Source organism: Anaerophilus nitritigenes (assembly GCF_004138215.1).
Classification (GTDB): Bacteria; Bacillota; Clostridia; order Peptostreptococcales; family Thermotaleaceae; genus Anaerophilus; species Anaerophilus nitritogenes.
On sequence record NZ_RYYS01000090.1, the window covers coordinates 1 to 13,704 of the forward strand.

Sequence of the window (13,704 nt, forward strand, 5' to 3'; positions counted from 1 at the left end):
TCTAATAAAGTAATGGAGCAGGATTATGAACAATCCCACCCCAACTATTGACATAGAGCCAATTAATCAAAGATTGATTAATTATGGCTTTTTAATTTTACTCAAATACAATATTCAAATACTAGTCAAGTCAGATCATACTATTTTAAGTTAAAGTACTCAAATATTTGATCTGCTAATGATACAGATATAAATTCTTGTGCCTCTTCAGTACCTGCTCCAATATGGCATGTAGCCATAAAATTGTCTAATTTAAGTAATGCTTGATCTTCTTCTTTCGGAGGTTCATTTTCCATAACATCTGCTGCCGCTGCCTTTAATTTTCCACTTGTTAAAGCTTTATACAAAGCTTTTTCATCAACAATTCCACCTCTACCTAAGTTAAATAGGAAGCTTCCGTCTTTCATTAAATTTAATTCCTTCTCACTTACCATATGATGAGTTTCTTTAGTTAATGGTGTATGAATAGATATGATATCCGCTTTCTTAAATACATCTTCTAAAGGTAGCAATTCTACATTTATTTTTTTTGCTACTTCTGGATTTAAATAAGGATCATAAGCTACAACATTCATATTAAATGCTTGACATAATTCAGCTACTCTAAATCCAATTTTACCTAAAGATAAAATTCCTACAGTTTTTCCATCTAATAAGTTCCCTGTAAAACCAGTCTTGTCCCATTTTCCATTTTTAGTAGCATGAACAGCATTATATAGTTTTCTGCAAGAGCCTAAAATTAAAGTCATTGCTAGTTCAGCAACAGATGTAATACTTCCATTTGGTACATTAATTACTTTAATATCTTTTGATTTTGCGTATTCAACATCTATGTGATTTAAACCTATTCCAGCCATACCAACAATCTTTAAATTTTTTCCTAAGTCAATCATTTCTTTATCTACTGGAGTTTCAGCTCTTACTAATAATACATCATATTCCCCTACCATATTTTTTATTTCATCTAAATTTTTATCATATGCTAAATCTACAGTAAAATGTTTTCTTAATAATTCTATTCCTTTTTCATTAACTTTTTCAGTAATTAAACATTTCATGTCAAACTCCTCCAAATTCTATTATATATGTAATATATCTGTAAGTTTAATAAACAATTCATGTAGTATTTATCTTAATATTTGGATATATCCACTAAATAAAAATTATAATCATATCACCTCTATTACAAATACTACAAATATGCTCATACTACTTATACAATTGGTTATACGAGAAGATAATACAACCAATAATAATTATATAATTCTTCTAAAGACTAATACTTTCAAAAACCACCAGAATATGTAGCTTGAATTGTATTTAATAAGGCAGTTTTTAAATAAGACTAAAATATAGAGACTCTTAGATTACTTTATTTATTCACCCCCTTAATTTATTAATCATAATGTCTTGTGAAAATAATTCAATACAAGTTCTCCTTATACAAATTAAATATTTAAACCTTTAAATTTTTATTTCTTGAATATTTGTACAAAAAAAACCAGTAAACAATAGTTAAACTGGAGTTTATCCGATTATGTAGATACATAAACAATATACTACCACGAATAAAGTAACTGTATGTTAACTTAAATATATATGATAAATACATGTTTAATTAATTATTATGAACTTGGAAACGTTTTTATTGAGTTTACTTTATAATCTTATTTAAGAAGATAATACCATATCATTATTAATAAGTCAACATGACAATCAAGAAAACCGACAAATTCATCGATATTTTTCATTCCACATAACTAGTATATCTATCCGTTTTTATTCTGGTGTTTGATCTTTAGGAGGCGAAGAATCTTTATCAACTACATTTAAAAAATCTGGACGATATCTAACCTCAGGTATTGGTTTTCTAAAAAGCACAGATGAAATCCCTTTTCGGTTAAAAGGAATAAGTGGCCATAAATACGGAGTACCTCCTATAGATTTTGTTGTAAGTAAAACAAAAAACACAAATACAATGGCTACTATAAATCCTATTTCTTTAAAAAATCCTGTAGCAATTAACAAAATCAATCTAAATATTCTTATGGCCATAGAAAACTCTATACTAGGTGTAGCAAACATCCCTATACCTGCCATGGCCATATATAAAACTGTTTCAGGAATAAACCATCCCACCTCTACAGCAAATTGGCTTAATATTAATCCCCCTATAATCCCTAAAGAAGTGGTAAGAGCATTAGGCGTGTGAATGGATGCTATTCTTAAAATATCTATTCCTACTTCTAAAATAATAAATTGCATCAAAAGAGAAATTTCTCCTGTTTTTTTAGGTCCTATAAAAGAAAGAAAATCTGGTAATCCTTCCTTATTGTATACTAACAAAAGCCATAACGGTGGTAATATAAAAGATAAAAACATAGCAATAAGTCTTATCCATCTCATATAAGTTCCCACCGCTGGATTTTGATAATAATCTTCTGCGTGTTGTGTAAAATGAAACATAGTCACTGGCAAGATCATTACACTAGGAGTAGTATCTACCATGATAATAATATGCCCTTCAAAAAGATGTGCTGCTGCTACATCAGCTCTTTCTGTATATCTTGCCTGAGGTAGAGGATTCCAATTCCTTCCTAGTATAAATTCTTCTAATGTTTTCTCTCCCATTTCTAAAGCATCTGTATTGATTTGATCTAACTTCTTTTTAATATCTTGAATCAAATCTGGATTTGCAATATCTTCTATATATCCAACCACTACATCAGTCTGAGATCTTCTTCCTATTTTGGTCATCTCAAATCTGAGCTTTGGATCTCTTACTCTTCTTCGAATTAATGCTGTATTAAAAACTATAGTTTCTGTAAATCCATCTCTTGCTCCTCTTGTAACTCTTTCTAAATCTGGTTCTTGCGGACCTCTCACAGGATAAGTTCTAACATCTAAAATGATAGCTTGATTCTCTCCATCAATTAAAATAGCTAATGCTCCTGATAATACCATGAATTTTATTTGTTCTATATCTTCAGTAGCCTCTACTTCTAAATATGGAATTTTTTCTTCCATTAATTTTTCTATCATATCTTTTCTACAGTCTTTTACATCTATTTTTTGAAGAATTTGCATAATATAAAGCATAATATCATCTTTTGCAAAACCATCAATAAATAGTAAGCTTGCTTGTTTATTTCCGATTAAAATTTGTCTATTCACCACATCAAAGCTTTTAGATATGCCTAACGACTCATTCAGAATCTCTATGTTTTCTTTGAGTTTCTTTGTAATGTTCATCTGTATACCCACTCCTTATAAGGATCTCCTCCATAGCTTTTGTTATAATAGGAGCTCCAATTTCACAATCATCTTTTCCTTCCATTTTTCCTATATCACCAATTCCTACAATTAAAGGCACATTACATTTCTTTATAATATCTACTGTATCTCCATAAAGTATTTTTCCCTTTTGAGGGGTTCCTTCTTTGTTAACAGACTGATTGACTTTTTTCCCATTACAACTAATTGAAAAATCAACACAAACTCCTTCTACTCCAGGAGTATTAGACGCTACTGCAATTGCTCCTAATACTTCTATATCTGGATGATTTACAATATCATAAAATGCCCATTCTCCTTCTCCTGTATCAGGAGATCCCTTATCATCTACCATAACTACTACTGGATCATATTTAGCAGCTTTTATTAGTTCTACAATTTCATTTCCTCCTATTGGAGTAGGATTGCCTCCTGAACGAGAAATACATCTTCCTCCTATATTTTTTACAGCTTGTTCTACAGCTCTTTGAGCTATAGAATCTCCATCTGTAACTAAAATCACTTTTCTTTTCATATACAACATTCCTTCTTTCATATTTCTTATTAAATATTAAAGTTATCTCATACCCAGATACCAATCTTAGAATACTTTTTATCTATATCCAAATTTTATCTGTATTCTTCCTAGTTATTGATCAAAATCCAATAAATCAATGATCCTACCATCTTGCCTCCTGCTAAAGAAAAAAAAACGAGTTTAATATATTCATGAATTTGAAAACGATTGATTATAACAGGAATTACGTTAGTTACTTCTGTTAACGCCGAAGCCAACAATCCAATAAAAGTTCCCATTAAAAACCCTATACAAATTACCATTATCTTTCCCATATCTATATATAGATCTAATACACTTCCTAAAGAAATCACAGTTACTGTTATGCCAATGGTAATTTCATAAATTTTCACATATTTTTCTGTATTCGTAAGCTGTGCTAACCTTGGTACTATATCTAATATAGTTAAAAATGCAATCAGTGCAGTTCCTACCATTGCACCTTCAGAAAACCCTATAAATCCCATTAATAAATTTAATCCCACATATGTTCACCAACCTATGATTTTTCTTTTGTATTTTCTTTTGTATTTTCTTCTGTATTTTTTTCATTATTTAAAATATATTGATCCATACCTTTACGATATGATGCCATTTCTACTTCCATTGGACTTGGTTCATTATTAAATCTCTTTGGAAGAATATGATTAAAAAATACTGCCATCCCTACTCCTATTCCTAAAGAGTATGGGATTTGAAGAATCAACGGCTTATTCGTTTCTTTTCCTGTAATCATTTTATAAACTTGTCTATGGGATTCTCTCATATTAACATCTGCATGAAAATTCATCAAAGCAAGTCCTGATCCTACAAAAATAACAATACATACCATTCCTATTTTTACAAATGTCCATAATTTCTTTTGATCTTTCATGTTTTTGTCTATCTTTACTAATATTTCTGCTTCTCCTATAGGAAATACATTGATAAAAGGATAAGTTTTTTTCATTTTTTCAATAATAGTAAGAATAGAAACTACAATATGATTATTGGTATTTTTAGGTACTTTAAGAATTTCTAAATTTAGCAACTCTGTTTTTATAGGTTCATCTGCTAAAATAACTGCTAAATCTTTTAGGAATACACTTTGTCCTCTTTGAGTACTTAGTCCATCTTTCATTTGTATATAAACAGCCTTTGCATTCATATTTTCACATCCTTATGATCATTGACTTAAATTAAATACAAGCTTTGCCTTTGTATGTTTTTCTAATTTTGAATGATTTGTAAATAAAAAAAAAGAAGTCCCTACAATAAATAATAAAAATAATATTCCTAAAAAAATTTCCCTTTTTTGCTTAAGCATTTTATCACCTCTTTGTATCTTTTAATTTTATTATTATCCAATCTATTATCTAAAATTCTTATTTTTAAAATTTCATAAAACAAAAAAGACATGTATTTACCATGTCTTTTCTAACAACTCTCTCATCTGTTTTAAAATCTTTTTTTCTATTCTAGAAACTTGTACTTGTGAAATTCCTAAAATATTAGCAATTTCTGTTTGAGTTTTGTCCTTGAAATATCTAAGTATAATAATCGTTCGCTCTCTTGATTTTAATTTAGAAATAATTTCTACCAATGCAATTCTGTCTAGTACTTCTCCTTCCTCTTCCATTTTTGTTTCACTAATCTTATCAATCAAATGAACAGGAGAGCCATCATCTTGATGGATAATATCATATAAATAATCTGGCTGTATATTAGAATCCATAGCCATTACAATTTCTTCTTTAGATAAATCTAACATACTAGAAAGTTCTTTTAAAGTAGGTTCTCTTCCAAATTTTTTAAATAAGGTTTCCTTAGCGCTTTTTACTCTCCCTGCTGTTTGCTTTAGAGAACGACTTACTTTGATTATTCCATCATCTCTTAAAAATCGTTTGATTTCACCAATAATCATAGGCACAGCATAAGTCGAAAATCTTACATCATATGAAAAATCGAATTTATCTATTGCTTTCATAAGTCCAATACAACCTAATTGATACAAATCTTCCTTTTCATAGCCTCTATTTGCAAACCTTTTTAATACACTTCTTACTAATCCGAGATTGTGCTGTACTAAAATATTTTTAGCCTCTTGATCTCCATCTTGAGCTCTTTTTATTAATAAAATAGTTTCTTCATGCTCTAATATTCTATTTTGCTCCTGTGATAATATACTCATCCCCATACCATCTACCCCTTAATGGTCACAACTTCTAAACTTCTTTATCATTCTTATCTCTGTTCCCATATTTTTTTGTGACTGTATTTTTACTTCATCCATGAAAGTTTCCATTACTGTAAACCCCATTCCAGATCTTTCAAGCTCAGGTTTAGATGTATATAAAGGTTCCCTAGCCTTTTGTATATCTTCTATTCCTGCTCCTTGATCTTTTATACCAATCTCTATTTCATCATCTCTTAGGATGCATTCAATAATAACAATCCCATCTCCTCCTTCATATCCATGAATAATGGCATTTGTCACAGCTTCAGACACTGCTGTTTTTACATCTGCTAATTCTTCTATAGTAGGATCTAATTGAGAAGCAAAAGATGCTACTACAACTCTAGCAAACGCCTCATTTTGGGATTTGCTCATAATCTCTAAATGCATACGATTGTTTGTTGACAATTCTCTCACCCCTTTATAATCTTTCTATTGCTTCATTTTTATTCTTAAATTTTTTTACAATATGAAATAATCCTGACATCTTAAAAATTTTTTCTACCCTGCTATTTAAATGAATTACTGCAGCTTGTCCACCCAATTTTTGTACCTTTTTATATCTTCCTATGACTACTCCAATGCCAGAGCTATCCATGAAATTCATATCTTTCATATCAAAGATAATATTTTTAATAGATTTTGTTGCAATTTCTTTATCTATTCTTTCTCTGATTTCTTCTGCTGTGTGATGATCTAATTCTCCACTTAGTTTAGTAATCAAATGATTTCCTATAGTTTCAAATGTAACTTGCATTCTAGTCCCCCCCTTATGTTCTGATCTATTTCTCCTTTACATATTCTTGAATCATTTCTTTTTTCCTTTGATGAAAATTGACTAGTTTTCATTCTTATTGTAAAAAACACCTATCTTCCACAAGATAGATGCCCTTTATTATAGCTAACTGTTTATATTTTTTCATAAATTAAAAGGTGCTCACAGAACAAAAGAAGCATATCTTCGTATTTCTATTTACTAAATATTTATATTATGAATTTCTCAAGATCATAATAAGATAAAAATTTCCGCCATCTTCCCTTTCATCGCTAAAATATCATTCCGAACGAATATTCAATCACTTTTTAACAACGAATTCTCCTAAAAAAGTTTATTTTCTATTATTGTGCATACTTGCTCAAATATATTAGGATCCTCAATCTTCATTTCTCTTTCTCTTAAAAACCTTATTAATTCTATAGGAATATCATATTTGTATCCTATATCTACTACTACAATAAATTCATTGATTAAAATTTTTATAGCAACATCATTCATAGCACTAATTAATTTCATAAGTTCGACTTCCTCCTGTATCATCTATTGTGTAGTTTGTTATATTCTACTTTTATTCTTTATACCCTTCTTTTTATTGATTTGTCTAAATTTACAATATTTAGTATGAATATTGTTGAAAAAAATTCACATCCTCCTCATATATTTAAAACTATAATTTCTTAATTTTAATTCTTGTGCCATTTGTATCAAATCCCTTTTAATGACTTGTACACCACAAGAATCAACTTTTAAAGACCTTATAATTTTCATAATATTATTAATCATTCTCTAAAAATAATCTAATAAAAGTATCCTTCGTAATGAAAGTATATTGCCAATATTAAATAAAGTTTTTCAATTTTAGATATTTTATTTGTGAACTAAAAAAGCATCTAACTTTTTCGTTAGATACTCTTTAATTCCTCGTTCACTTGAGTAATTTCATATTTTAAAATATTTCCCCTTTTTGCTTATAAAAAAAAATATTATAAATTTCATATAAATGGTTAAAATAACAGTATCATCTCAGTTAATTTTTATATTTAATAATTCTGTATTAATTTTATGGGGATGATTTTTACCATTGCTGCAATATTCATCAACAAAACACTCAAAACTTTACTATTACTAGTGAAGGGAGGTAATGACATGGTTTATACAATGATTGCAAAAACTTCATTCATGAAAGGAGGTTAATCTATATGTTATCTGTCTCTTTTCAACAATTTATTTTTGGTGTTTTTCTGAATTGTATTGCAATATATATGGTAAAATACATTGATAACATTATACAAAGAATACTTGAAAACAAAGCTCTCAACAGAATATTAGTTACAATAAATGTGCTAATGATAATTGCTGTATTCCTACTTATCGCAAACATAAATATCTTTTAATCATAAATATATATGATTTATAATCCAATATAGATTTTTGAATAATCATCCCCATATTTTATGAAAATAGATTTTATTAACCTTATAGTTAACGTGTTTTTAATATCTTATCTGTCTTAATCTTCTTGGAGCTTTTCCTTTCATTCTTCTAGCATTATTAGTTTCAAACGATAACTTACGTTTAGTACAAAATCCCTTTAAAATAAACTCTGCTAAACTAAGTATTTCTTCATTATTGGGAAAAGTATTTAGTACTTTATCTATACCAATACAGTATCTATTATCTTACAAGATAATCCACAGTCTCATTTCTTATTTTTATCAGTATTTCATCTTTTAAATGCCTTTTCCTTCTAGGTATTTTTATTTGAAATTCTTTCATTACTCTTGTAGGTCGATTTGACAAAACTACAAAGGATTTCTTCTTTGTTAACCTTTAGGGAAAAATCTTTTAATACGGAAGAACTTCCAAAATTTTTTTCTATTTTGTTCATTTGTAAAATCATTATGCTCTGTCCCCTTATTTTCAAAATCAAATACAAAGTCTATTAAATTTTGAGATAAAACTCCTAATAAAATAACAATGATTGTCCATGCTAGTACCTTACCTGTTTCAATATTCAATCGTGCATTTGTAATTTGTGCTCCTATTCCAGTGCTAGAGCTTAGAACTTCCCCCATTATCACTAATTTCCATCCTAATCCAACAGCTATAGTTATTCCAGATTTAAAGTAAGATTTCAATGATGGAAATATAATATCAAATAATACATCCCGTTTTGAAAAATGAAAAATCCTTGCCATTTCAATTAACTTAGGATCAATGTTTTCAAATCCTTCTACAATATTAATAATCATTATGGGTATACTTACAATAAATACAATAAACACTGTAGCTTTACCATCCAATCCAAACCAAATAATTCCAAGAGCTAACCACGATATAGGTGGTGTAGCCTGTATAATATGAAATACAGGCTCAAATGAATAAAGGTATCTTTTTATCAAAATATTTTTTATCCATGTTGTATCCATCTCCCTTTACAAAATAATGTCTTTATTTACGATTAGTTTATCATCAAACATATATCAAATCGGTATCTTATGTTACTATTTTTATGATTTTATTTTGTGTTCAAATCACTTTTTCATTAAAGTACCTTTTTTGACATATTGGTCATTTCTCTTTAAAGGAATATCAAATATAACCTTCCTTAATAAATATTTATGCCTTCTTTTTTATAAATAAAAAACTGTTGAATAACATATTTCATGGATTATTCAACAGCGCTATTAATTTTTTGATCATACTCCATACTTATTTAACTGGAGCTGGTGCTTTTACAACAATCAATTCTAGAATTTCATCATACTTGTTACCTACATTCATCTTAGTTTTATATGGTATTTTTAATATACTTCCTTGTTTGTATTCATGTATTTCTTGTTCATCTAATCCTATAGATAGTGTTCCTTTCAGTACAGTCATATACACAGTAGAATTTGAAAAATGTTCTGGAAGTCCTTCCTCTTTATTAAAAATCATGTGTAAGTAATGTACATTTTCATCTGAAATAAGCATCTCCACTGTTCTATCATTGCTATTTGTCATATTGTAAACCTTTTCTACCACTTAAGTTCCTCCTTCTCTCTTGAAATTTTTTATCTTAATATATATTATCATATAAGCAAACATATATACGTAACAATTGTTACTGATGCCTTTTTTATTTTTAACAGCTTTTATATTTTTTTAAATATACTCGATAGCTTTTGCAGGACATTTATCTATTACGTATCTAATTCCTTCATCTTCTCGTGCTTTTAAAATTCTTTTGTTTACTTTTACTTTTTTATCTTCCATTATAAAATGCTTTGATGATACCTTTATACATAAACCACATCCAATACAAAACTTATTATTAACATTAAGAACTGCTTCTTCTTTTTCTATTGATTCCTTTACGGGAATTTCTTCTTTTTTTACTATTTTTGAAGAAATCAATGCTATTATCAAAATAGCTATTGTGGTAAGCCCCCATCTAACTGCCATAAATTTTGGGCCCAAAAATTTAGATTCATTAGTAAGCATAGGAACCTTAATAACTGCCCAAGCACTTAAAATAATTACAATATTTAAAACATTAGCTCCTTTTTTCAGAAGCGTTTTACAAACGGGAAAAGCTGCATAAATAGGTCCTGCTGAAAAACTTCCAAGTAAAAAAGAAAATAATATTCCTTTAACCCCTGACTTTTCCCCTAATGCATTTTCTATTGTTTTTTTAGGAACCCATGCTTCAATAAGGGAAGTCAATAATAATATTACAGGCATTATTATGAGCATTTCTTTTATATAATATAAGCTATTATTCAGAGATTGCAATGCTTTCTCAGGTATAAAGATTATTAAGAATACATAAACTATAAAAACTAAAGTCAAAAACATATTGTTTTTAATTTTTTTTATAATTGAAATCACATAATCACCCCCATTAAAAATGCTATAATAACTGCAAATCCAAAACTTAATATATTTCTTGTTAATGCAAATTTGACCCCAAACTCTCTCTTTTCAAGAGGAAACGTAACAAATCCAACCATTGTTAAAGTTGTTAAAAATGCCACTATAGGAATGATACTTGCTCCTGCATTTACAAAAGATCCAACTAATGGAAATGCAACAAAAGCAGGTATTAAAGTAATACTTCCTACAAACGCTGCCACAATTGTTGATACAATAGTATTTGATTGTCCTAAATAATACTTAATCGTATCGGGTGGAATAAAAGTAAGTATTAGACCGATAAGAAAAAGTATTCCTATAATTTCTCCTATCATATTTCTCATTAATCCACTTGACATTTTAATAGCATTGAAAGTTTTATTTTTATCTTTTATGATAGAACTCATAAACCAAATCACTATAAATATCCAAAGACCCAACGTAATAAAATCCATTTTATTTTCTCCTTTCAATATCTTTACTTATATTATAAGATGATTTAAAATTAAAATCAGTTACCAATGTAACTAATCTTAAAAAAGGAGAAATAATTTATGCTAGACTTTATTCAAATACTTAAATATACAGAGTTATTCGGATCATTTTCAACTCAAGAGATTTATGATTTATTTTCAAAAGATACTTACTTTATTAAAAACTATAAAAAAAGCTCTATTATACACTTTCAAAATGAAAAATGTACAACTTTGGATATCATTCTAAAGGGTACTGTTTCAATCCAAGGAATCGACCCTAAAGGAAATTATATATCAATAAGCGATTTTACTAGCAATCATACAATAGGTGGAAATTTACTCTTTGCACATAAAAACTTTTATCCAATGACGGTTTTATCAAAAACTAATGTGACAATGCTTCATCTTAAAAAAGACCTCATCATAAAAATTTGCCAAAGCAATGCCACTTTTCTAACTAATTTTCTTCAGTCGCTCTCAGATAAAACGATAATCTTAACAGATAAAATAAAAACACTATCTTTCAAATCTATAAGACAGTGTTTAATTGATTTTCTCATTTATGAAAGTCATATCCAAAAAAGTAATGTCATTCAATTATCATTAACTAAAAAAGACTTAGCAGAAAAATTCGGAGTACAAAGAACTTCTCTTTCTAGAGAATTAAATAAAATGCGAGCAGATGGTTTAGTACAATTTGATGCAAATTCTATAACCATATTGGATATGGATGCATTAACCAATCTTTATGAATAAGGCACACGAAAAAATAAAGAAATTAGTGGATTGTCAACACTTTTTAATACAAATTTTATTCGTATCCGTCAAATAGGACCCATATAGATTCTATGAAATTGTCATGAGATAATACCCCAAAGATAATAAATATCGAAGGTGTTTCTGTTTTATGAATAAAGATAAAAACAAAGAAATGTGGATTAATCGTGTAAATGAATATAAAGCCAGTGGCCTGCCCCAAAAGGCATGGTATGCGAAAAATGATGTAAAGCTAGGTTCATTTAGATATTGGGTTACAAAAGTATTTTCTAATCCTTCGGATAATAAAGAGGAATTTGAATTTGCAAGTGTTTCAATCTCAAAAGAGTTTTCTCCAGCGATAGCTGTAGAAATAAATGGTGTTACCTTATCTGTTATCTGTAAGTCATGATTATGATGAGATGCTTTTAATCAAGCTAATAAAGACATTAAAGAGTCTATGATAAATACAGCTGAAACTAAAGATATAAAACTAAATAAAGAATCAGTAGATGACCTTAAAAACGAGAATGCAAAGCTTCAACATGAGCAAATCTCATTTTTAAATGAGGCGGAAATTAATCAAAGGTCTGAAATAGAGGAACCTAAGCTTGAAAAGATTACTTATGAAAGAAACAAGAAAAGAGGAGTTAATAAGCAGTCTTTCGATGATTTAGAAGTTGAAAGAATTGAATACTCTCTTTCAGAAGATGAGAAATTCTGTAAAACTTGTAATTCTAAGATTTTTGAGATGTCTACTGAGGTAAGAAAAGAACTTAAAATCATACCTGCTAAGGTATGCATAGTTGAAATTCTATCTTCTATCGTTGGTATACCCAGCAATCTTTTCTTCCCGTCTTTCTTAGGAATTTCTACTCCTCTTACTGGTTTTGGAAAATAGCTACCTGATGACATACGGTTCCATAATTTGTATAGATTATCTTTTAAATGTTCCTCATATGTTTCTATATCAATCCCATCTATTCCCCCAGCTCCTTTATTTGCTTTAACTCTTTTAAATACCTCGAGAATTAAATGTTTTGATATTTGAAATGACTTTCCTTCTTTCATAAAATCCTCCCATTTATTTTTGGTTGTTCTATTTCCGAAGTATAGATAACAGAGTCCCTTCGCTCCATTGCCATTACAGCAATTTCAACACTACTACGAACTCTTCCGCATCTAGACTGTACATCGCTACTTTCATCCTTGTCAGTTCATCACTTGGATTTTTCGCTTGCCATTACAATCTAGAACTCTCCTGTTCCATGTAAAAGCCTATACCATGTTCTTGGACCCTTTACGCCGATAGTCATCTAGCCAGTAATCAGGTTTCCGCTATACTTATCCTTGATATGTCAAAAGTACCAAGTTCTTACTATATTTACGTATTCACGACGCTCCTTCGGTATCTTCACTTTCGTTCAACTCCATGGCACACACCTGACTAACTTGTTTAGCCTTTTCCTATTACGCTCAGCACCATAACTTTTGATTACAGCACCTAATAGTGGTTTGAAACCCTTGCCTGAACAACGATTTCGAGAGGCCTTCTCTCATCTTTTACATAGCATGCACTTGGTTTAACAAGACACCCAAGTGCTTCAGGACACACTTTGACGGATACAACAAAATAGAAAAATCAACTAACTATGGAAAGAACTAATAAAATCGGTTCTATAATAAATGTTGGGGTGAATAACTCCAACATTTAATTTTTTGCAAAAAAATA

General features: G+C 29.0%; 16 protein-coding genes and 1 pseudogene. 2 read left to right on the forward strand and 15 right to left on the reverse strand.

Going from position 1 to position 13,704, the window contains the following annotated elements; genetic code table 11:
- Window positions 1–140: 140 nt before the first annotated feature.
- The 14 genes from EK368_RS12850 to EK368_RS12910 form a co-directional block, all read right to left on the reverse strand.
- Window positions 141–1,058 carry a D-2-hydroxyacid dehydrogenase gene (locus EK368_RS12850; RefSeq protein ID WP_129600332.1) on the reverse strand — a complete coding sequence of 306 codons (918 nt, stop codon included), beginning with the start codon at window positions 1,056–1,058 and terminating at the stop codon, window positions 141–143.
- A gap of 721 nt (window positions 1,059–1,779) precedes the next feature.
- Complete coding sequence (locus EK368_RS12855) at window positions 1,780–3,252, reverse strand: spore germination protein (RefSeq protein ID WP_129600334.1); 1,473 nt, start codon at window positions 3,250–3,252, stop codon at window positions 1,780–1,782.
- Window positions 3,206–3,808 (reverse strand): stage V sporulation protein SpoVABEA, encoded by a 603-nt coding sequence (gene spoVAEA, locus EK368_RS12860; RefSeq protein ID WP_341472799.1) that lies wholly within the window; start codon window positions 3,806–3,808, stop codon window positions 3,206–3,208. Before spoVAEA ends, EK368_RS12855 begins: the two co-directional genes overlap by 47 nt.
- Window positions 3,809–3,918: 110 nt before the next feature.
- Window positions 3,919–4,335 (reverse strand): stage V sporulation protein AB, encoded by a 417-nt coding sequence (locus tag EK368_RS12865; protein WP_243109422.1) that lies wholly within the window; start codon window positions 4,333–4,335, stop codon window positions 3,919–3,921.
- Between the two features lie 14 nt (window positions 4,336–4,349).
- A complete protein-coding gene (locus EK368_RS12870) occupies window positions 4,350–4,997 on the reverse strand; it encodes a stage V sporulation protein AA (protein ID WP_129600339.1) in 648 nt (215 codons plus the stop codon).
- Between the two features lie 18 nt (window positions 4,998–5,015).
- Window positions 5,016–5,156, reverse strand: coding sequence for a hypothetical protein (locus EK368_RS14980; RefSeq protein ID WP_165000451.1), 141 nt, complete (start codon window positions 5,154–5,156; stop codon window positions 5,016–5,018).
- Between the two features lie 96 nt (window positions 5,157–5,252).
- Window positions 5,253–6,026, reverse strand: coding sequence for an RNA polymerase sporulation sigma factor SigF (gene sigF, locus EK368_RS12875; RefSeq protein WP_129600341.1), 774 nt, complete (start codon window positions 6,024–6,026; stop codon window positions 5,253–5,255).
- A gap of 12 nt (window positions 6,027–6,038) precedes the next feature.
- A complete protein-coding gene (gene spoIIAB, locus EK368_RS12880; RefSeq protein ID WP_129600356.1) occupies window positions 6,039–6,455 on the reverse strand; it encodes an anti-sigma F factor in 417 nt (138 codons plus the stop codon).
- A gap of 31 nt (window positions 6,456–6,486) precedes the next feature.
- Window positions 6,487–6,822: an anti-sigma F factor antagonist gene (gene spoIIAA, locus EK368_RS12885; protein WP_129600343.1), complete on the reverse strand. Its 336-nt coding sequence runs from the start codon at window positions 6,820–6,822 to the stop codon at window positions 6,487–6,489.
- Window positions 6,823–7,164: 342 nt separating this feature from the next.
- Complete coding sequence (locus EK368_RS12890) at window positions 7,165–7,359, reverse strand: hypothetical protein (RefSeq protein WP_129600345.1); 195 nt, start codon at window positions 7,357–7,359, stop codon at window positions 7,165–7,167.
- Window positions 7,360–8,666: 1,307 nt separating this feature from the next.
- Window positions 8,667–9,272, reverse strand: coding sequence for an ABC transporter permease (locus EK368_RS12895; protein WP_129600347.1), 606 nt, complete (start codon window positions 9,270–9,272; stop codon window positions 8,667–8,669).
- A 283-nt stretch (window positions 9,273–9,555) separates the two neighbouring features.
- Window positions 9,556–9,870: a cupin domain-containing protein gene (locus tag EK368_RS12900; protein ID WP_129600349.1), complete on the reverse strand. Its 315-nt coding sequence runs from the start codon at window positions 9,868–9,870 to the stop codon at window positions 9,556–9,558.
- Window positions 9,871–9,990: 120 nt separating this feature from the next.
- Window positions 9,991–10,716 (reverse strand): permease, encoded by a 726-nt coding sequence (locus tag EK368_RS12905; protein ID WP_243109423.1) that lies wholly within the window; start codon window positions 10,714–10,716, stop codon window positions 9,991–9,993.
- Window positions 10,713–11,195 carry a permease gene (locus EK368_RS12910; RefSeq protein ID WP_129600350.1) on the reverse strand — a complete coding sequence of 161 codons (483 nt, stop codon included), beginning with the start codon at window positions 11,193–11,195 and terminating at the stop codon, window positions 10,713–10,715. The genes EK368_RS12905 and EK368_RS12910 overlap by 4 nt, the downstream gene beginning before the upstream one ends.
- A 99-nt stretch (window positions 11,196–11,294) precedes the next feature.
- Between EK368_RS12910 and EK368_RS12915 the strand changes: the two genes are divergently transcribed.
- On the forward strand, window positions 11,295–11,972 hold the full coding sequence (locus EK368_RS12915; RefSeq protein ID WP_129600352.1) for a Crp/Fnr family transcriptional regulator: 678 nt from the start codon (window positions 11,295–11,297) through the stop codon (window positions 11,970–11,972).
- A gap of 151 nt (window positions 11,973–12,123) precedes the next feature.
- A complete protein-coding gene (gene tnpA, locus EK368_RS12920; RefSeq protein ID WP_129600353.1) occupies window positions 12,124–12,384 on the forward strand; it encodes an IS66 family insertion sequence element accessory protein TnpA in 261 nt (86 codons plus the stop codon).
- Between the two features lie 398 nt (window positions 12,385–12,782).
- On the opposite strand, the pseudogene EK368_RS12925 reads toward tnpA, so the two are convergent.
- Window positions 12,783–13,043, reverse strand: a pseudogene (locus EK368_RS12925) (group II intron reverse transcriptase/maturase); the annotation flags it as partial.
- Between the last annotated feature and the right edge of the window lie 661 nt (window positions 13,044–13,704).

Excerpts from the sequence above, each read along its gene's own strand:
- EK368_RS12850 (WP_129600332.1), bottom strand. The coding sequence starts at position 1,058 with ATGAAATGTTTAATTACTGAAAAAGTTAATGAAAAAGGAATAGAATTA.
- spoVAEA (WP_341472799.1), bottom strand. The coding sequence starts at position 3,808 with ATGAAAAGAAAAGTGATTTTAGTTACAGATGGAGATTCTATAGCTCAA.
- tnpA (WP_129600353.1), top strand. The coding sequence starts at position 12,124 with ATGAATAAAGATAAAAACAAAGAAATGTGGATTAATCGTGTAAATGAA.
- spoIIAB (WP_129600356.1), bottom strand. The coding sequence starts at position 6,455 with ATGCATTTAGAGATTATGAGCAAATCCCAAAATGAGGCGTTTGCTAGA.
- EK368_RS12915 (WP_129600352.1), top strand. The coding sequence starts at position 11,295 with ATGCTAGACTTTATTCAAATACTTAAATATACAGAGTTATTCGGATCA.
- EK368_RS14980 (WP_165000451.1), bottom strand. The coding sequence starts at position 5,156 with ATGCTTAAGCAAAAAAGGGAAATTTTTTTAGGAATATTATTTTTATTA.
- EK368_RS12855 (WP_129600334.1), bottom strand. The coding sequence starts at position 3,252 with ATGAACATTACAAAGAAACTCAAAGAAAACATAGAGATTCTGAATGAG.
- spoIIAA (WP_129600343.1), bottom strand. The coding sequence starts at position 6,822 with ATGCAAGTTACATTTGAAACTATAGGAAATCATTTGATTACTAAACTA.
- EK368_RS12870 (WP_129600339.1), bottom strand. The coding sequence starts at position 4,997 with ATGAATGCAAAGGCTGTTTATATACAAATGAAAGATGGACTAAGTACT.
- EK368_RS12895 (WP_129600347.1), bottom strand. The coding sequence starts at position 9,272 with ATGGATACAACATGGATAAAAAATATTTTGATAAAAAGATACCTTTAT.
- sigF (WP_129600341.1), bottom strand. The coding sequence starts at position 6,026 with ATGGGGATGAGTATATTATCACAGGAGCAAAATAGAATATTAGAGCAT.
- EK368_RS12890 (WP_129600345.1), bottom strand. The coding sequence starts at position 7,359 with ATGAAATTAATTAGTGCTATGAATGATGTTGCTATAAAAATTTTAATC.
- EK368_RS12910 (WP_129600350.1), bottom strand. The coding sequence starts at position 11,195 with ATGGATTTTATTACGTTGGGTCTTTGGATATTTATAGTGATTTGGTTT.